Source organism: Reyranella sp. (genome assembly GCF_044224635.1).
GTDB lineage: Bacteria > Pseudomonadota > Alphaproteobacteria > Reyranellales > Reyranellaceae > Reyranella.
The window spans coordinates 1-18,978 of the sequence record NZ_JBGAKA010000009.1; the positions used below are offsets into that span (position 1 = coordinate 1).

The window sequence follows — 18,978 nt, forward strand, 5'->3', positions numbered from 1 at the left end:
CATACGGGGTGGAGGGGGAAGGCCGCAGACAAGGCGATTCCGAATTCCGACGTCGGAATCGGAGAAATCTCGACTGGGGCCATCCCCCTCCGCCCCCTACGGGAGCGCCTCCCCCGATGACGGGGGAGGAAAATGAAATGTTTAGGCGCCCCAGCGGACGACGGGGGAAGCGAGCGAGATGTGTCCACTTCGTAGCCTCGAGCCTGGGGAGGGGAGCTTGAAGCCGCTCCCTATTCACGCTCGCAAGGGAATGCCGACCATGGTCTGGAGCTCGGCGATTGCGACGTCCGGATCGCCCACCTTGATGGTGCGCATGCCCATGGCGCGTGCCGGCTTGAGGTTGATGCCGAGGTCGTCGAGGTAGATGCAGCGCTCCGGCGGCACGCCCAGCAGGTCGCAGGCATGGCGGTAGATGCGTGGATCGGGCTTGCGCCAGCCGAGCCTGCTCGATTCCACCACATGCTCGAACAGCGTCATGATGCCGGAGATGGCGGCCGCCTTCTCGGCGCTTCGCGCCATGCCGGGACCGTCTCCCGACTTCATGTTGTTGGTGATGCACGCAACGCGGAAGGCCGCTTTGCAACGGCGCAGCGCCTCGACCATCTGCGGCCGAATGTCGCCGCTCAGTGACTGCAAAATCCGCCAGCCGTCGAGTTTGTGCCCCTGCTGGCGTGCTTCCGCCTCGAACAGCTCGACGAAGCCCTCCAGCGTGATTTCGCTTCGTTCCATTTTGGCCCACGCATTGGCATCGGGATTGCGTGCATTGAGGCTGCGAATGAAATCTTTGGGTAGTCCGGCCTCGTCTTCGTAACGATTGAAGGCCTCGAACGGACTGCTGAGGATGACACCTCCGAAGTCCCACAGGACGGCGAGGGGTGGGGCTGCATGGCTCGTATTCATCATGGTGCGACGGAGTTGACCTTGTTCCTGCCACGGTCGGCGACTATTTGACCGGCTTCATAGGCGACGGGTTCGGCATTGACCACCGCTCGCCGATATCACGATTTGGGAAGCTGGATGATGAATGAAGCAGCGGCATTGACGCGCGGCAACGCAATTGTTCTTTCGAGCGAGTCGCCGGCGGGCGATCGGACAATTCGGGCGGTACGGACCGACGGCCGCAACCGGCGGGCAGCCGAGACCCGCCGCCGCATCCTGGCGGCCGCCAAGGAAATGATCAGCGAGACCAGCACTGCCCCGACCGTGGTTGCGGTTGCCAAGCGGGCCGATGTGTCGGTCCGGTCGGTATTCCAGCATTTCGGTGACGTCGAATCACTTTTCGTGACTACTGTGGACAGCATTGGCCAGGATCTCGTCATCCCGCCACCGACGGCGCAGGATCTCTCGCTGCCGTTTCGGATCGCCATGGCGGTCGATAACCTGGCCCAGCTCTTCGACAAGATTGTCCCGCTGCGGGTCGCTGCCGGCCAGTTTGCCCATCATCCGGCCCTGATCGAACGGTCCAACGGCCTGCGGCAGGAAGTTCGCCGGCGGGTCGCCGACCTGTTCGCCGAGGAATTCGCCGCTCTGAGCCCACAGGCTCAGGAGGAACTTGCGGACGCCATCGCCGGCGCCCTGTCCTTGGAAGCCTGGGTGGTGCTGCGCCGCCGCGACGGCCTCAGCTACGATCGGGCCACGGCGGCCTGGCGGCGCACGCTGACGGCGCTGGTGACCCATCGCGACGACGTGGCAGCGGCAGCCTAGCGCGAGTCGGACAGGCTGGAGTCGCTAGGGACAAGTCTGCCCCGGCTGTTTCCAGCCGCCCCGAGTGTGCTTTGGTGGCAAATCCCCCACTAATCCGTCTGTGCCGTTGACTCCGCGTTTGCGATCAGAGAGTTAAAGGCCGCAAAACGGCTAGCGACAGGCACACTGCAGGACATGGCGACCAGCCAGCTTCACGAAGACCTCTCCCGCGAAGAGCACGTCAAGGCCGGCACGGACCGTGGCTTCGGCCAGGTCTTCGCCGGCTTTTTCGCCATCCTGAGTGCGATCTCGTGGTGGCGCGGCCACACTGGCTGGCACTACCTGTTGCCGATCGCCATCGCCTTTCTCGTGGTCGCCTACACCGTCCCCAGCCTGCTGGGGCCGCTCAATCGGCTGTGGCTGAAATTCGGCCTGCTTCTCTACAAGGTCATGAATCCCATCATCCTGGGGTTGCTGTTCTTCGTGACCATCATGCCGATCGGCCTCGTCATGCGGGCGACCGGCAAGGATTTCCTCCGCCTGCGGCTCGATCGCAACGCCAAGAGCTACTGGATCGAGCGCACGCCGCCTGGGCCGCCTCCGCAATCGATGAAGAATCAGTTCTGACCAGAAAGGACCTGTCTCCATGGGCTCCATCGTCGGCGAACTTTGGGCGTTCATGCGCGAACGCAAGAAGTTCTGGCTGCTTCCCATCCTGATCATGATGGTGATCTTCGGCGGCCTGATCGTGCTCACCAAGGGCTCGGCGATCGCGCCGTTCATCTACACCCTGTTCTAGACGAAGGGTCGGCTCGCCATGCGCGTCCTCGGGATCTCGGCTTTCTATCATGACAGCGCCGCCGCGCTGCTCGAGGACGGCCATCTCGTCGGGGCCGCGCAGGAGGAGCGCTTCACGCGCAAGAAGCACGATTCCGGGTTCCCCCAGAATGCCGTGCAATTCTGTCTCGACCGCGCCGGCATTGCGCTCGCCGACGTCGACTATGTCGCCTTCTACGACAAGCCGTTCCTGAAGTTCGAGCGGCTGCTCGAAACCTACCTGGCCTACGCGCCGCGCGGCTTCAATTCGTTCCGCATGGCCATGCCGCTGTGGCTGAAGGAGAAGCTCTTCCAGAAGACGCTGCTGCGCGACGAGATGAAGCGCTGGCAGCCCGACTTCGATTGGCAGAAGCGGCTGTTGTTCGGCGAGCATCACCAGAGCCACGCCGCCTCGGCCTTCTTCCCGTCGCCCTACGAGGAAGCCGCCGTCCTGACCATGGACGGCGTCGGCGAATGGGCGACGACGTCGCTCGGCTGGGGCCAGGGCAACAAGCTCGAGATGACGAAGGAGCTGCATTTCCCGCATTCGCTGGGGCTGCTCTATTCGGCCTTCACCTACTACACCGGCTTCAAGGTGAACTCCGGCGAGTACAAGGTCATGGGGCTGGCGCCCTATGGCGAGCCGAAGTTCAAGGACACCATCCTGTCCAACATCGTCGACCTCAAGGAAGACGGCACCTTCCGCCTCGACCAGAGCTACTTCGACTATTGCACCGGCCTGCGCATGACGAACGACAAGTTCGCCGCGCTGTTCGGCGGCAAGGCGCGCAAGCCCGAGGAGCTGCTGACCCAGCACCACATGGATCTCGCCGCCTCGGTGCAAGCCGTGACCGAGGAGATCGTGCTGCGCCTGGCGCGCTCGGTGAAGCGCGAGACCGGCGCCAAGAACATCTGCCTCGCCGGCGGCGTGGCGCTGAACTGCGTGGCCAACGGCAAATTGCTGCGTGAAAATCTGTTCGACGGCATCTGGGTGCAGCCGGCGGCCGGCGATGCCGGCGGCGCGGTCGGTGCGGCCTTCGCCGCCTATCACGGCTTCCTCGGCCAGGCGCGCAAGCTCAACGGCCATCTCGACGGCATGGCCGGTTCCTATCTCGGCCCCGAATATACCGACGAGGAGATCGCGACGCGCCTCACCGCTGCCGGCGCCAAGTTCACGGTGCTGACCCGCGACCAGACGATCGAGCAGACCGCTCAGGCGCTGGCCGACGAGAAGGCCGTCGGCTGGATGCAGGGCCGCATGGAGTTCGGGCCGCGCTCGCTCGGCGCACGCTCTATCCTGGGCGATGCGCGCTCGCCCTCGATGCAGAAGACGCTGAACCTCAAGGTCAAGTACCGCGAATCGTTCCGCCCCTTCGCGCCGGCGGTGTTGCGCGAGGATGTCGGCGCGACAGCCCCTACATGCTGATGGTGGCGCCGGTGAACGAGGATCGCCGCCGCGCCATGAGCGAGGCCGAGCAGGCGCTGTTCGGCATCGACAAGCTGAACGTGCCGCGCTCGGACATTCCGGCCGTCACCCATGTCGACTATTCGGCGCGCATCCAGACCGTGCACAAGGAAACCAACCCGGCCTTCCACGATCTGCTGGCGTCGTTCAAGGCGAAGACCGGCTACTCGGTGGTGGTGAACACCTCGTTCAACGTGCGTGGCGAGCCGATCGTGTGCACGCCCGAGGACGCCTTCCGCTGCTTCATGGGCAGCGAGATCGAGGTGCTGGTGATCGGCAACTGCTTCCTGCGCAAGGAAGACCAGGATCCAGCCCTCAAGCTCGACTACAAGAACGCCTTCGAGCTCGACTAGGCCTCTGGCCCTCCTCCCCCGTCTTACGGGGGAGGCAAATGAAATGCGCGAGGTAGCTCGATGCGTGTCGTCCTCTGCGATCGCCTGGGCGATCCGTCTGTCCTGAAGATCGTCGAGCGGCCGATCCCCGAGCCGGGGCCGCACGACACCGTCGTCAGGGTCGGCGCCGCCGCGGTCAACTTTCCCGACATTCTCACCGTTTCCGGGGAGTACCAGCACAAGCCCGAGCTGCCCTTCGTGCCTGGCATCGAAGGGGCCGGCACTGTCCACGCCGTCGGTACCGAGGTCGTGACCCGGCGTCCCGGCGATCGGGTGATCTTCGGCATCCGGCCTGGTGCCTTTTCCGAGTACGTGAAGCTCGCGCCGCACAACATGACAATGCCGCTGCCGGACGATTGGTCGTTCGCCGAAGGTGCGGGCTTTCGCGTCGGCGCCGTCACCGCGTACCACTCGCTGATCCATCGCGCGCACGTCAAGGCGGGCGACGTGCTGCTGGTGCACGGCGCGTCGGGCGGCGTGGGCCTGGCGGCGGTGCAACTCGGCAAGCACCTCGGCGCCCGGGTGATCGCCACCGGCGGCGACGACGAGCGCCTCGCTGTCGTCCGCCAGCTGGGTGCCGACCATGTCGTGAACTATCGCACCGCCGATTTCGTCGCCGCCGTCAAAGGGCTGACCGAGGGGCGCGGCGCCGACGTGGTCTACGATCCGGTGGGCGGCGATGTCCTGGAAAGGTCGGTGCGTGCCGCCGCATACGGCGCCCGCCTGCTGGTGGTCGGCTTCACGTCGGGCGGACCGAGCAAGCTCATGTCCAATCATATCCTGATCAAGGGCCTGAGCGTGCTCGGCGTGCGGGCTGGCGAGACCATTGCCCGCGTGTCGCCAGAGCTTGGTCGCGACTATGTCGAGGAGCTGCCGCGGCTTGCGGCTCTCGGCGTCATGCGCCCGCACATCTCGCACCGCTTCCCGATGGACCAGGTGGCCGACGCTTTCCGCGTGCTGCTCGACCGCAAGGTCGTCGGCAAGGCGGTTATCGAGATGGCGGGTTGAGCGTTACCTAGCCTGCCGGCCAGCGCCATACCGACGAGCGGCGGAAGGGGCTGCCGTCGTCTCATCCGAATTCCAAGGTGCGGGCCAGGCGTTATTCTCCTCGCTTGTCGCCTGCCGGAGCTGCCCGTAGCCTGACGGCAATACAGCTCTGGGAAGGAATGCATGAATCGTGTCGCGGGCAAGGTGGTGCTGGTCACAGGCGCCGGATCGGGGATCGGCCGTGCCACGGCCAAGCTCCTGGCCGACGAAGGGGCGACGGTGATCGTCACCGATATCAACCGTCCCGGCGGGCTGGAGACCGTGCAGCAGATCGGTGGCAAGGCCCGCTTCGAGGAGCACGACACGGCGCGCGAGGCCGACTGGAAGCGCATCATCGACGACATCCTGGCGCGTGAGGGTGCGCTCCACGGGTTGGTCAACAACGCCGGCATCGCCGGACCTTTCCCGGCGACCTTCGAGACCGAGACGCTCGAGCAGTGGCGGCGCATGCTGTCGATCAACGTCGAAGGCGTGTTCCTCGGCTGCAAGTACGGGGTGCCGGCGCTGCGCCAGTCGGGCGGCGGCTCGATCGTCAACCTGTCGTCGCTGGCGGCCTTCTTAGGGACCCCCGATCTCTCGGCCTACGGCGCCAGCAAGGGCGCGGTGCGGCAGTTTACCAAGACGGTGGCGATCGACTGCGCGCGCAAGGGCTACAAGGTGCGCTGCAACTCGGTCCATCCGGGCGTGATCCTGACCCCGATGGGCGAGGGCATCCTGCCCAACGACAAGGCGCGCGAGCGGACGCGCCAGCGCATCCCGATCGGCGTTTTCGGGGCGCCCGAGGACATCGCTTATGGCATCCTCTACCTGATTTCCGACGAAGCGCGCTTCGTCACCGGCGCCGAGCTGGTGATCGATGGCGGCATGAACGCGATATAGGGAGGACATCCATGCGACACGCCGATCAGGTCGCCTATCTCGAGCGCATGCTGCACATGGTGCGAACCAACACGCGCGATGACGGCCCCGGCCTCAGCCATTGCTCGGTGGAGGAGTACTACGACCCGGCGCGCTTTCGCGGCGAGGTCGATCTCCTGTTCCGCCGCTACCCCATCGTCGTCGCCTTCTCGGGCCAGGTGCGCAAGCCAGGCGACTTCGTGGTGCACAACGAGACCGGCCAGCCGATCCTGGTGGTGCGCGGCACCGACGGCGTATTGCGGGCCTTCCTCAATGTCTGCCGCCATCGCGCCGCCAGTGTCGAGACCAAGCCGTGTGGCTCCAACAAGCGTGCCTTCGTCTGCCCCTATCACGGCTGGGCCTACGACCTGACGGGCCGTCTGGTCGGCATCACCGACGGGGCCATGTTCGGCGACCTCGACAAGAGCACACACGGCCTGCGCCGCCTGAAGGTCGTCGAGAAGTACGGCCTGATCTGGGCCGTGCCGCGCGCGCTGGAAGACGGCGAGGATGCGAGCTTCGACATCGATCCCTATCTCGGCCCGATCCAGCCCGACCTCGCCGGCTGGGACATGCAGGGCTGGGAGCTGCACAGCTCGGAGCCGATCCGGCCGCGCATGAACTGGAAGCTGGTGATCGACACCTTCCTCGAGCTTTATCATTTCCGCTATCTGCACCCCGACAGCGTCTATCCGATCTTCCTCGACAACATCGCCACCTACGAGCGCATGGACCGCCATATCCGATTGTCGGCGGCCAAGCGCACGTTGACCGAGCTCGCGGGAACGCCGACGGAGTCGTGGAACATCCGCGACCACGCCATCGTGCTCTATCAGCTCTTCCCGAACACGGTGCTGGCCTACACGCAGGACCATTGCGGCGTGTTCACCGCCTTCCCGGTGTCACCCGACGAAGCGGTGATGCACTTCTCGGTGCTGGTCCCACCGGAAGAGAAGGTGAAGAAGCCCGAGAGCTACTGGAAGGCCAATGTCGATCTGTTCGCCACGGCGCTGGCCGAGGATTTCGGCATCGGCGAGACCATCCAGCGCAACTTCCCGACCGGCGCCAACACACGCCAGACCTTCGGCAAGTTCGAGAAGGCGCTCGGCTGGTACCACGACGAGGTCGCGAGGACGGTTGAGGCGAACGCGGGCCCCTGACTCTCTTGCCTCCCCCTAATCGGGGAAGGTGCCCCGTCATACGGGGCGGAGGGGGAGAGCCTCAGTCGAGAGGCTTCTGATTTCGACGTCGGAGGTGGAGGAATCTCGACTGGAGCCCTCCCCCTCAGGCCCTATGGGCCACCTCCCCCGTAAGACGGGGGAGGAAATGCAGATCTGCTACTTGATCGTCACCTGGTGGGTGAGCTTCTCGCCGTCGGTAATGGTGAGCTCCCGGAAGCCCAGCAGCTTCAGCAGGTCGAAGAAGGTGGCGTCCTCGGCCACCGTGCGTTCCTGGAAGAACGGCGACAGGCGCGACATGGTCGTCATGTTGGCGAGCAGGGCGCGCATGCGATAGATCGTGTTCAGCTCGCCCTGCTGCATGCCGACGATAATCATCTTGTCGCCCTTCTCGCCCTTGGCGAAGACGGCATAGGGCACGCGATAGGCCGACTGGATGGTGCCCTGCGACACCACGGTCACGAACTGGATGCGCTGCGGCCGCTCGGCGCCAGCGATCGTCTGCATCGACGATTCGAACACCTCGGTCGAGGTCGGCTTGGGATAGTAGTAGCCGATATAGCGGTCCTCTTTCGGCTCTCCGGCTGCAGGCTTGGTGGCGGCAGGCGTCGCCGGCTTGGCCGGCTGCTGCTGGGCCTGGACCGCCATGGGGGCCACCGTGGAGGCCATCAGCGCGAACGCGAGGCAGGCGGCGAACGTCTTGATCATGTCGATGTCTCCCCGGATTGCCGGAACCGTGTATGAGCCTAGAACAGGGTATAGCCGCCATCGATGACGAAGTCGCGCCCCGTCGTGTAGACGGTCGCGTCGCTCGCCAGGTAGACCGCGATCGGGCCGAAATCGGCACCGACGCCCCAGCGGCGCTCGGGAATGCGCGGCATGACGTTGCCGGCAAATTTCGGGTTGTTGAAGGCGTTCTGGGTCATCTCGGTCTCGATCCAGCCCGGCAGGATCGAGTTGACCGCGATCTTGTAGCGCGCCAGCTCGACGGCGAGCGCGCGCACCATGGCGGTGACGCCGCCCTTGCTGGCGCCGTAGTGGCTGGAGCGCGCCGCGCCCTCGACTGCTGCAGTGCTGGCCATCGCCACCAGCGAGCCGCCCTTGCCGCGCTCGACCATGTGCTTGGCGGCGGCGCGGAAGGTGAAGAACACGCCGTCGAGGTTGACGCGCATGACGCGGCGCCATTCCTCGTAGTCCATCTCCAGGATCGAGCCCTTGCCGCGGCCCGACACGCCCGAGTTGGCGACGCAATTGTCGACATGGCCCATGACCTTCAGGGTCTCTGCAAAGCCGGCCTGGACCTGGGCCTCGTCGCCGACATCGACGATCTGGCTATGGACCTTGCGGCCGTGCCGCTTGAGCTTCGCTGCTGCATCCTCGGTCTTCTTGAGGTTGGTGCCCCAGATGCAGACATCGGCGCCGGCTTCCGCCAGGGCGTCGGCCATGCCGAAGCCGATCCCGCCATTGCCGCCGGTGACCAGCGACACCTTGCCGGTCAGATCGAAGCCCTTGTAGGCCATTGCGTGCTCCCTGGTCGCTCCCGTCTCCGCCGCGGCGCGGCGGAGACGGGAGCAAGAGCACGAAAAGCCTTGTCAGTTCAATTGGTCGGTTTCGACCAGCACAATCTCCGAATCCTCGACCGCCGTGAGCTCGATCTCGGGCAGATCGACCACCGCCACGCCATCGCGGGCGCTGGCCGTCACCGGCTGGCCGCCGGCGCCCTTGATCTCGATCCGGCCCTTGGCCGGGACGAGATAGGCGGGCTTGCCGCCCAATGGCTGGCGCAGGGCCTGACCGGCTTTCAGGGTGCCGGCATAGAGCGCGCCATCGGCATAGAGCGGGATGGCGCCCTCATGGCCACGGCCCGAGGCCAGCGGCACCAGCTTGCCGTCGCGGCCCTCGGCCGGGAACTGTACCGTCTCCCAGCGCGCCGGCACGCCCTCCTTGTTGGGCAGGATCCAGATCTGGAACAGCTCGGTCTCGTCCGATTCGCGGTTGTATTCGGCGTGCTGGATACCCTGGCCCGCGCTCATCACCTGGATCTGCCCGGCCTCGGTGCGGCCCTGGTTGCCGAGATGGTCCTGGTGGGTGATTGCGCCTTTGATAACGTAGGTCACGATCTCCATGTCCCGGTGCGGATGCGGCGGGAAGCCGGAATTGGGCGCGATGCGGTCGTTGTTCCACACGCGCAGCGCTCCCCAATGCACGCGCTTGGGATCACGATACTCGGCGAAGCTGAAATGGAAGTTGGCGTTGAGCCAGCCGTGGTTCGACTTGCCCAACTTGGCGAAAGGTCTGAGCTCGATCATGGAATTACCTCTTGCCGCCAAGATGGCCCGGCCAGGGGGTGGATCAAGTTTCTGGTTGGTAACGCGCGACCTCGCTCCCCCCTCCCGGTAGTCGGGGGGCATCCGCCTATGGCAAAAATACCGTCATCCCGACCGGAGCCGAGCGTAGCGAGCGTAGTGCAGGGACCCCTTCTTGTTGCAGCTCGGCAAAACGGTCGTCACTCGCAACGTCGCGCACTTCGTCGAGACGGGAGTCACGGTCATCGATCCTTTCGAGCCGCCGCGGCGAAGGCGTGCCTAGGCCCGCGCCGTCGCGCTGGCGATCGTGTACTTCTCGACGGCGGCTTGATCGAGCGTGATCCCGAAGCCCGGCCGGTCGGGCACCGCCAGCATGCCCGCCTTCGGGCGCGGCGCGTCGGGCAGCAGGTGCGGCCACAACGGATCGCGCGCCGGGTCGGCGAAGCATTCGACGCAAATGCCATGGGGAATGCCAGCCAGCATGTGGGCGGCGATCTGCGGCTCCTCGTGGTGCGCCATGCGGATGTCGACCAGGGCGCAGGCTGCGGCGGCGCGGCGCCATTCGGTGATGCCGCCGGCTTCCGAGGCGTCGAAGTTCACGATGTCGACGGCGCCGGCATCGATCAGCCGGCGCACGCCGCGGGCGCTGTACTCGGACTGTCCGGCATTGATCGGGATGCGGCAGGCGCGGCGCACCTCGGCCATGCCGCGCGCCTCGTCGTCCCACCGCACCGGCTCCTCGAACCAGGCGATCGGCAGGGGCTCGATCAGGCGGGCGAAGCGGATGGCGTCGGGCACCGACCAGCCGCGGTTGGCGTCGACCGAGACCATGAAGCCCGGTCCCGCGCCGTCGAGGGCCGCCTTCACCCGTTCGGCATCCTGCTCGGGCGAGAGGCCGCCCACCTTCACCTTGCAGCCGCCCATGCCCCACAGGCGGAGCTGCTCCATCTCCTTGGCGAGATCGAGCAGCGTCTTGCCCTCGGCGTAGTAACCGCCGATCGAGATGATCGGCAGCTCGGAGCGAAAGCCGCCCAGCAGTTGGCGCACGGATAGTCCTGCGCGCTTGCCCAGCAGGTCCCATACCGCGGTGTCGACGCAGGCGATCGCCTCCATGGCGAGCTTGCGATCGCGGTTCGGCACGGTGATCGCGAAGGTCTTCGACCATAACCGTTCATAGGCGGCGGCATCCTCGCCGAGCACCAGCGGCGCGATCTCCTCGGCGATGATCTTCACCAGCGCCGCGCCGTGCTCGCGGTTGTCGCCGTTGTAGACCTCGGCCTCGAGCCCGTCCGAGGTGCGCATGCGGGTCACGATCGCGCAGCGCGTGGTCATGGCGTAGACGCTGCCGGCGAACTGCCGGGGCAGGGGGATCTCGATGGCGCTCGCCGTGATGCTGTCGATCTTCATGGTCGCTGTCCTATCCTGTCCCGTTGTCAGCGCGTCCAGGCCGCATTCTGGAGCACGATACGATAGCCGTCAGGGTCCTCGAAGCGGTAGGGCACAGCGAGTCCCAGGCCATGCTCGTAGAAGCGCAGCACGGCCTCGAGGTTGTCGGTTGGACGGGCGACGCGAAGATGAGGGGCAGCGGCCGTGCTGGCGAGGGTATCGGCGTCTATTCCCCGAGTACACCGATCGACACGGGGCTGCTCTACTTCTAAATCGACATCCTCGAATGGAGTCGGACATCGCTTTCGAGGAGCCGAGATAGGGGACGTTACCGCCCTTCGCGCCACCAGGCGCTGCCGACGGCGAGCAGGAAGGCCAGCGCCACCAGGATGCCGGGCAGCAGGGGGAGCTGGTTGATGCCGGCGACCGTGTAGCCCTCGTTGCGGCGCAACCCGACCCAGTCGGAGCCGCCGGCGGCGCGGCCGGGGCGGACCGAGCGGATCTCCGGGTCGGCGGTGTCGGCGAGCCACATCAGCGTGCCGCCCGAGGCGTCGGTCAGCGGCCGCAGCTTGGCCTCGGTCGCGCGCACGTCGGAGAACTCGAGCGGGTCGGGATTGCCGACCGCGGCCACCGTGCGCAGCGTGCCGTCGTCGAAGCGGTAGAGGCCGGGCTTGTCGACGTCGACCACGGCGAGGCCGAGTCCGGGGCTTGCCTGGTTCAGCGTCAGGGTGCGCGTCGAGCCGTCGGGCGAGGTCATCGTCACCGGCGGGAAGGTCGTGGCGAGCGTGCGGCGGCTCACCTCGATGCGACCGCCGACCGAGGTGGCGCGCAGCGCCTCCTCCTCGAGGTCGGGCTCCTTCATCAGCCAGTGGGCGACGCGGCGCACCAGCTCAGGCTGCGGCCCGCCGCCGTCGATGCCGCGGTTCCACAGCCACAGGTGATCCGACATCATCTGCGCCACGCGGCCTTCGCCGACGCGGTCGAGGATCACCAGCGGGCGATCGTCGGCTCCCGACAGGATGGCGTGGCCGCGTTCGACACGCGAGGTGACCAGACGGAACCAGCGGCCCCAGTCGGGCTCCTTCCCCGGGTCGCCCGCCTGGGGCAGGTTGGTGGTAACGGGATGGCGTTGGCCGATCTCCGTGACCTTGGGCTTGTACGGGGTCTCCAACACGTCGCCGAGCGGGGCGGCCGGCAGCACGGCGCCGAGCGGCGTGCGATAGAGCGAGCGTTGCGTCGCGAATACCGGCCCGACCGAGACCAGCATGGCGCCGCCCGCCTTCACGTACTCGGCGATGTTGCGGAAATATTCGCGCGTGATCAGGCTGCCAGTTTCGTAGCGGTCGAAGATGATGAGATCGAACTCCTTGAGCTTCTGCTCGAACAGCTCGCGCATCGGGAACACGATCAGGCTGAGCTCGCGCACCGGGGTGAAATCGTCCTTCTGCGGCGTGCGCAGGATGGTGAAATGCACCAGGTCGACCGCCGGGTCGCTCTTCAGGAGGTTCCGCCACGCCCGCTCGCCCTGGTAGGGCTCGCCCGAGACCAGCAGCACGCGCAGCCGGTCGCGCACGCCGTTGATGGTGAACAGGGCGCGGTTGTTGTCGAGGGTGAGCTCGTTGGGCCCGGCCGCGACCTCGAGCTCGACCACGTTGGCGCCCGGATTGCCGACCGTGATCGGCAGCTCGACCGATTTGCCGACCGGCACGTCGATCCGCCGCACCACCTCGCCGCCGACCGACAGGGTGACCGGCGCGGTGCCGCCCGAGGGATCCTCGATCTTGAACTTGGCCGTGACCTCGCGGCCGACCACGCCGAAGCGGGGTGATTGCTCGAGCACGATCAGGCGGTCGCGCTCGTTCTTGCGGCCGGCAATCAGGGCGTGCACGGGCGCACCGCCGAGCTCCGGCGGCAGGCCGGCTGGCACGTCGTGCACCTGGCCGTCGCTCAGCAGCACCACGCCGGCCAGCCGTTCCGGCGGCACCTCGACCAGCGCCGAGCGCATGGCCTCGATCAGGCGCGTGCCGCCCGGCCGTTCGCTGCCGAGCTGGATGTGCGCCGGCGGCAGCACGGCTTCGCGGACTTCCAGCCCTTCCTGCTGGCCGAGCCGGCGCTTCAGGGTCTCGCGGGCCGCCTGAACCTGGGCACGGCGCTCGCCGATCGCCATCGAATCGCTGTCGTCGATCACGATCAGCGCGACGTCGGCGATCGGCTTCCTCTGCTCCTCGACCAGCGCCGGGTTGGCGAGGGCCGCCAGCACGACGATGATTGCGCCGAGCCGCAGCAGCGTGCCGCGGGCACCGGCGCGCAGGCCGAGCAGGACCAGCACCAGGCCGATGCCGCCCAGTGCCGCCAGCACCCACCACGGCAGCAGGGGGTCGAAGACGACGGAGACGGCTGACGTCGTGTTCACAGGCTGAGCCTCTGCGTCACTGCGCAGCCAGGCAACACAAAAACCTCATGCTGAGGAGCGAGCGAAGCTCGCGTCTCGAAGCATGGGCAACCGGCACGGTGCCTGATCCCCATCCTTCGAGACGCGCCCTTCGGGCGCTCCTCAGGATGAGGTGTTGTTGGTCGAGCTGGATCACAACGCATCAGCCAACACGCTCACAAGCTCGCCCACGCCCTTCACCGCCCCTCGCGCCACCAGGCGCTGCCGATGGCCAGCAGGAAGGCGACGGCGACCAGGATGCCGGGCAGCAGGGGCAGCTGGTTGATCCCGGCGACGGTATAGCCTTCGTTGCGGCGCAGCCCGATCCAGCCCGAACCACCGGCAGCGCGGCCGGGCCGCACCGAGCGGATGTCCGGCTCGGACGAGTCGGCGAGCCACAGCAGCGTGCCGCCCGAGGCATCGACCATCGGCTTGAGCCTGGCATCGGTCGCGCGCACGTCGGAGAATTCCAGCGGATCGGGGTTGCCGACGGCGGCCACCGTGCGCAGCGTGCCGTCGTCGAAACGGTAGAGGCCGGGCTTGTCGACATCGACCACGGCGAGCCCGACGCCGGGGCTCGCCTGGTTGAGCGTCAGGGTGCGCGTCGAGCCGTCGGGCGAGGTCATCGTCACCGGCGGGAAGGTCGTGGCCAGCGTACGGCGGCGGACCTCGATGCGGCCGCCGACCGAGGTGGCGCGCAGCGCCTCCTCCTCGAGATCGGGCTCCTTCATCAGCCAGTGGGCGACGCGGCGCACCAGCTCAGGCTGCGGCCCGCCGCCGTCGATGCCGCGATTCCACAGCCACAGATGATCCGACATGAACTGCGCCACGCGCCCTTCGCCCACGCGGTCGAGCACGACCAGCGGCTTGTCGTCCGGCCCGGAGAGGATGGCGTTGCCGCGCTCGGTGCGCGAGGTGATCAGCCGGAACCAGCGGCCCCAGTCGGGCTCCTTCCCGGGATCGCCGGCCTGCGGCAGGTTGGCGGTGACGGGATGGCGCTGGCCGACTTCGCTGACCTTGGGCTTGAAGGGCGTTTCCACCACCTCGCCGACGGGTGCCGCCGGCAGCACGCCGCCGATCGGCGTGCGGTAGAGCGAGCGCTCCGTGGCGAACACCGGCCCGACCGAGACCAGCAGGGCGCCGCCGGCCCGTACATACTCGGCGATGTTGCGGAAATATTCGCGCGTGATCAGACCGCCCGATTCGTAGCGGTCGAAGATGATGAGATCGAACTCCTTGAGCTTCTGCTCGAACAGCTCCTTCATCGGGAAGGGGATGAGGCTGAGCTCGCGCACCGGCACGAAGTCGTCCTTCGACGGCGTGCGCAGAATGGTGAAATGCACCAGGTCGACGGCGGGATCGCTGCGCAGCAGATTCCGCCATGCTCGTTCACCCTGGTAGGGCTCGCCCGAAACCAGCAGCACGCGCAGGCGGTCGCGCACGCCGTTGATGGTGAACAGGGCGCGGTTGTTGTCGAGGGTGAGCTCGCTCGAACCGGGTGCCACCTCGAGCTCGACCACATTGGCGCCCGGATTGCCGACCGTGATCGGCAACTCGACCGACTTGCCGACCGGCACGTCGATCCGCCGTACCACCTCGCCGCCGACCGACAGGGTGACGGGCGCAGTGCCGCCCGACGGATCTTCGATCCTGAACCTGGTCGTCACCTCGCGACCGACCACGCCGAAGCGCGGCGCCTGCTCCATCACGATCAGGCGGTCGCGCTCGTTCCTGCGGCCGGCGATCAAGGCGTGGACCGGTGCGCCCCCCAATTCCGGCGGCAACCCCTTGGCCGATTCGATGGCCGGCACGTCGTGCACTTGGCCGTCGCTCAGCAGCACCACGCCGGCCAGCCGCTCCGGCGGCACCTCGACCAGCGCCGAGCGCATCGCCTCGATCAGGCGCGTGCCGCCCGGCCGTTCGCTGCCCAGCTGGATGCGCGCCGGCGGCAGCACCGCCTCGCGGACCTCGAGCCCTTCCTGCTGGCCGAGCCGGCGCTTCAGCATCTCGCGCGCCGCCTGGACCTGGGCGCGGCGTTCGCCGATCGCCATCGAATCGCTGTCGTCGATCACGATCAGGGCGACGTCGGCGATCGGCTTGCGCTGCTCCTCGATCAGCGCCGGATTGGCCAGCGCGGCCAGCACGACCACGATTCCACCCAGCCGCAGCAGGGAGCCGCGCGCGCCGGCGCGCAGGCTGAGCGCTACCAGCGCAAGGCCGATGCCGCCCAGCGTCGCCAGAACCCACCACGGCAGCAGCGGATCGAAGACGACGGAAACGGCGGAAACCGTGTTCACCGTGTCAGCCTTTCCAAACAGACCTCACCCTGAGGAGGCCCAAAGGGCCGTCTCGAAGGGTGGGCCACCCGATCGGTTCCTGTTGCCCATCCTTCGAGACGGCCGCTACTCGGCCTCCTCAGGATGAGGTTGTCCTTGCTGCATCGAGCCGAGGCTGGGCTCATCGGCGGAGCCTTTGCATGATGTCCTGCAGATGGACCTGGTCGTCCTTGTAGTTGCCGGTCAGCGCATGCATCACGAGATTGACGCCAACGCGATAGGCCATCTCGCGCTGGGTCTCGCCGCCCGGCGATGTCGGCAGAATGCCGCGGCCGCGTTGGTCGACTGCCCACGCGCCGGCATAGTCGTTGGCGCCGATCACGATCGTCGTGACGCCGTCGTTGACGCGCCCGCCGCCCGATTCGATCCAGATCTTGCCGCCCTGCCAGCGACCCGGCATGTCCGACAGGAGATAGAACGACTTGGTGAGCACGTGGTCCGGCGGCATGGTGACGAGCGGCGGCGTCTCGATGCCGCTCAGCAGCCGCTTGAGGTCGGGATTGCCGCCGGACGGCCGATCGAAGCTCATCTGCTGGTCGCGCGTATCGATGAACAGGATGCCGCCGGTGCGCAGGTAGCGGTCGAGCGCAGCCGAAGCACGCGGCGACAGCGCCGGCTGGGTCGAGGTGATCGGCCAGTAGATCAGCGGATAGAGACGCGGCTCGTCACGCTCGAGATCGAGGCCGACCGGATCGGCCGGCTCGACCGAGGTGCGGCTGCGCAGGATCTCGCTCAAGCCCTCGAGGCCTGCCTTGCTGAGGTCGTCGACTTCCTTGTCGCCGGTGATGATGTAGGCGAGGCGGATGTCGAGCGAGCCTTTTAGCGCCTGCTCCTCGCTGAGCGGCGGCGGGCCGGGACGCGCCGGCTGGTCGGCGACGCGCTGAGGCCGCGCCTGCGGCGCCGGCTGCTGGGCGTCGGACGGCGGCGCCGGCGCCATGACCGCGACGGCCGCCAGCACTGCCACGGCAGCAGGTGCGGCACGGCCGATGCGCACCGCGCGTCCCAGCAGGCCGCGCAACCACAGGGCGATGAAGATGTCGGCCAGCAGCAGCAGCAGCGCCGTCAGCAGGAACCAGCGCGACAGGTCGGTCTCGCCGCCCTCGGACAGGCGATCGGTGCTGACCCCGCCGGGCAGCACCAGCGGCCTGGGCTCGCCGACATGGCCGCCGATGTTGAAGGCGACCTGCGCGTTCTCGTCGCCATAGAGCCCCGGCGGCGTCGTTGGCTTGGGCTTGAAGGTCTCGATCGCGTCGGCCGGCAGGATCTGGGCGCCGGCCGGCGGCGCGCCGAGGCGACCGAAGCCGTCGAGGGTGCGCCACGGCTTCAGCGCCTTGTTGACGCCGTCGCCGGCGACGCCGCGCGACAGCGTGACCAGGCGTTGCAGCATGTTCACGAACAGGCCGGAGATGGCAAGGTTGCTCCAGCCGGTATTGGCGGTGGTGTGGATCAGCACGAGGTAGCCTTGTCCGCGTTTCTCGGCGGTGACCAGTGGCGTGCCGTCGGCCAACCGCGCCCACGTCTTGTCGGCGAGGTCGGGCGTCGGCTCGGCCAGCACCTGCTGGGAGATGCGCACGTCCTTGGGGATCGGAATGCCGAGAAACGGGCTGTTGGCCGGGAACTCGGCGAGCGCGCTGGGCTGGCCCCAGCTCATGACGCCGCCCAGGGCGCGGTCGCCCAGGCGCAGCCGTGTCGGCACCAGCGGATCGTTGCCGGCGGCGATGTTGGGACCGGCGAAACGCACGGCGATGCCGCCGCGCTCGATCCACTTGGCGATCTCCTCGCGATCGTTGGCCGACGGCACGGCGCCGTCGGGAACCAGCAGCACAGCGGTGTTGCGGGTCAGCACGGTCTCGCGATCGCCGATCGTCAGGCTGACATAGGGATCGAGCGCGCGCTCCAGGAAGTAGACCTCCTGCAGCAGCGGCTGGCCGGTCGCGGTCGGCCGCTCGCCAAGGACGGCGACCGGGCGGCGGCGCGAACGCTCGTCGAGCAGCACCGTGCTGCCGGCGCCGCCCTGCGTCTCGATGTCGAGGCGGGCCATGCGGTTGCGCAGCTCCGCCGGCGCCGGCAGGGTGCCCTCGCCCTTGGTCGCCGTGGCGGCGAAATCGAGATCGATGCGGGCGACCACGCGGCCCTGCTCGTCGGCCGCCTGGATGGCGACCTTGCGCGGGCCGTCGGCCGCCGGGCGCAGCGCCTGCACCTTGAGGTCGCGCCCGCCGGTGGAAGGCGGCAACAGCAGCAGCGGCGTCGTCGCCTGGTCGGGCAGCACGACCTGCAGGCCGTCGAAGCGGCGCAGCCGTTCGGTGAGCTTCGCCGCCCCTTCATCCTCCAGCCCGTCGCTCAGCCAGACGGCATAGGCAGCGGGATCGACCTGCATCTGGTCGATCGCGGTGACGGCGGCGGCGCGGTCGGTCGGCCACGGCTTGGGCCGGAAGGCGCGCAGAACGGTGCGCGCCTCGTCGGCGCGCAGGGCGCCGCGGCGCAGGGCCGGCGCATCGATCGCCACCGGTGCGGTGCCGGTGATGACCACCGGGCGGTTGGTCCGTTCGGCGCGCTGGATCAGCCGCTCGGCATGCGTGAGGCGCGTCGTCCAGCCGGGCGCCGACGACCAGCCGTCGTCGATCACCAGCAAGAGCGGGCCGCGGCCGGGCAGGTCGGCCTGCGGGTTGAGGACGGGCCGGGCGATCGCCAGGATCAGCGCGGTCGCCAGCAACAGGCGCAGCAGCAGCAGCCACCACGGCATCTTCATCGGCGTCTGCTCGGAGGGCTCCAGCCCGATCAGCAGGCGGATCGCCGGGAAGCGCACGAGCTTGGGGAGCGGCGGGATCAGCCGCAGCAACCAGTAGATCACCGGCAACACCAGCAGCAGGGCCAGCATTCCCGGGGCGGCAAAGGCGAAGGCGCCGAGACTTAACATGATGCTCGTTCGCAGCAGAGGGCGAAGGTTACTTCGCCCGATTCGAGACGGGCGCTGCGCGCCCTCCTCAGCGTGAGGTTAGTGGTTGCTCGCACGGCCTCATCCTGAGGAGCCGCGCGTAGCG

General features: G+C 67.6%; 16 protein-coding genes and 1 pseudogene. 8 read left to right on the forward strand and 9 right to left on the reverse strand.

Going from position 1 to position 18,978, the window contains the following annotated elements; translation table 11 throughout:
* Positions 1-234: 234 nt before the first annotated feature.
* Positions 235-903: an HAD-IA family hydrolase gene (locus tag ACILR9_RS10535; protein WP_395709877.1), complete on the reverse strand. Its 669-nt coding sequence runs from the start codon at positions 901-903 to the stop codon at positions 235-237.
* 114 nt (positions 904-1,017) lie between these two features.
* On the opposite strand from ACILR9_RS10535, the gene ACILR9_RS10540 reads away from it, so the two are divergent.
* The 7 genes and pseudogenes from ACILR9_RS10540 (at position 1,018) to ACILR9_RS10570 (ending at position 7,460) form a co-directional block, all read left to right on the forward strand.
* Positions 1,018-1,704, forward strand: a complete 687-nt coding sequence (locus ACILR9_RS10540) for a TetR/AcrR family transcriptional regulator (RefSeq protein WP_395709878.1) — start codon at positions 1,018-1,020, stop codon at positions 1,702-1,704.
* Positions 1,705-1,878: 174 nt separating this feature from the next.
* Positions 1,879-2,310, forward strand: a complete 432-nt coding sequence (locus ACILR9_RS10545; RefSeq protein ID WP_395709879.1) for an SxtJ family membrane protein — start codon at positions 1,879-1,881, stop codon at positions 2,308-2,310.
* A gap of 19 nt (positions 2,311-2,329) precedes the next feature.
* Positions 2,330-2,482: a DUF5989 family protein gene (locus ACILR9_RS10550; RefSeq protein WP_395709880.1), complete on the forward strand. Its 153-nt coding sequence runs from the start codon at positions 2,330-2,332 to the stop codon at positions 2,480-2,482.
* An 18-nt stretch (positions 2,483-2,500) separates the two neighbouring features.
* Positions 2,501-4,317 (forward strand): annotated as a pseudogene (locus ACILR9_RS10555) (carbamoyltransferase).
* Between the two features lie 60 nt (positions 4,318-4,377).
* Positions 4,378-5,364 carry an NADPH:quinone oxidoreductase family protein gene (locus ACILR9_RS10560; RefSeq protein WP_395709881.1) on the forward strand — a complete coding sequence of 329 codons (987 nt, stop codon included), beginning with the start codon at positions 4,378-4,380 and terminating at the stop codon, positions 5,362-5,364.
* A 162-nt stretch (positions 5,365-5,526) separates the two neighbouring features.
* Positions 5,527-6,282 carry a glucose 1-dehydrogenase gene (locus tag ACILR9_RS10565; protein ID WP_395709882.1) on the forward strand — a complete coding sequence of 252 codons (756 nt, stop codon included), beginning with the start codon at positions 5,527-5,529 and terminating at the stop codon, positions 6,280-6,282.
* Positions 6,283-6,293: 11 nt separating this feature from the next.
* Positions 6,294-7,460: an aromatic ring-hydroxylating dioxygenase subunit alpha gene (locus ACILR9_RS10570; RefSeq protein WP_395709883.1), complete on the forward strand. Its 1,167-nt coding sequence runs from the start codon at positions 6,294-6,296 to the stop codon at positions 7,458-7,460.
* A 177-nt stretch (positions 7,461-7,637) separates the two neighbouring features.
* Here the strand turns inward: ACILR9_RS10570 and ACILR9_RS10575 are convergent, their stop codons facing one another.
* From ACILR9_RS10575 to ACILR9_RS10595, 5 genes are all read right to left on the reverse strand, one after another.
* On the reverse strand, positions 7,638-8,186 hold the full coding sequence (locus ACILR9_RS10575; RefSeq protein WP_395709884.1) for a hypothetical protein: 549 nt from the start codon (positions 8,184-8,186) through the stop codon (positions 7,638-7,640).
* Positions 8,187-8,224: 38 nt separating this feature from the next.
* A complete protein-coding gene (locus tag ACILR9_RS10580) occupies positions 8,225-8,998 on the reverse strand; it encodes an SDR family NAD(P)-dependent oxidoreductase (RefSeq protein WP_395709885.1) in 774 nt (257 codons plus the stop codon).
* Positions 8,999-9,070: 72 nt separating this feature from the next.
* Complete coding sequence (locus tag ACILR9_RS10585) at positions 9,071-9,787, reverse strand: pirin family protein (protein ID WP_395709886.1); 717 nt, start codon at positions 9,785-9,787, stop codon at positions 9,071-9,073.
* A gap of 276 nt (positions 9,788-10,063) precedes the next feature.
* Complete coding sequence (locus ACILR9_RS10590) at positions 10,064-11,191, reverse strand: mandelate racemase/muconate lactonizing enzyme family protein (RefSeq protein WP_395709887.1); 1,128 nt, start codon at positions 11,189-11,191, stop codon at positions 10,064-10,066.
* A 26-nt stretch (positions 11,192-11,217) separates the two neighbouring features.
* The gene (locus ACILR9_RS10595) at positions 11,218-11,322 is read right to left on the reverse strand and encodes a hypothetical protein (protein ID WP_395709888.1); all 105 of its coding nucleotides are present in this window, start codon (positions 11,320-11,322) and stop codon (positions 11,218-11,220) included.
* Here ACILR9_RS10595 and ACILR9_RS10600 point away from each other — a divergent pair.
* Complete coding sequence (locus ACILR9_RS10600) at positions 11,302-11,442, forward strand: hypothetical protein (RefSeq protein WP_395710068.1); 141 nt, start codon at positions 11,302-11,304, stop codon at positions 11,440-11,442. The two genes, ACILR9_RS10595 and ACILR9_RS10600, sit on opposite strands and share 21 nt — an antisense overlap.
* A gap of 56 nt (positions 11,443-11,498) precedes the next feature.
* Here ACILR9_RS10600 and ACILR9_RS10605 read toward each other — a convergent pair whose 3' ends face one another.
* The 3 genes from ACILR9_RS10605 to ACILR9_RS10615 all read right to left on the reverse strand — a co-directional run bounded on the left by ACILR9_RS10605 (position 11,499) and on the right by ACILR9_RS10615 (position 18,854).
* A complete protein-coding gene (locus ACILR9_RS10605) occupies positions 11,499-13,583 on the reverse strand; it encodes a hypothetical protein (RefSeq protein WP_395709889.1) in 2,085 nt (694 codons plus the stop codon).
* A 215-nt stretch (positions 13,584-13,798) separates the two neighbouring features.
* Positions 13,799-15,898, reverse strand: coding sequence for a hypothetical protein (locus ACILR9_RS10610; RefSeq protein ID WP_395709890.1), 2,100 nt, complete (start codon positions 15,896-15,898; stop codon positions 13,799-13,801).
* A gap of 160 nt (positions 15,899-16,058) precedes the next feature.
* Complete coding sequence (locus tag ACILR9_RS10615) at positions 16,059-18,854, reverse strand: DUF4159 domain-containing protein (RefSeq protein WP_395709891.1); 2,796 nt, start codon at positions 18,852-18,854, stop codon at positions 16,059-16,061.
* Between the last annotated feature and the right edge of the window lie 124 nt (positions 18,855-18,978).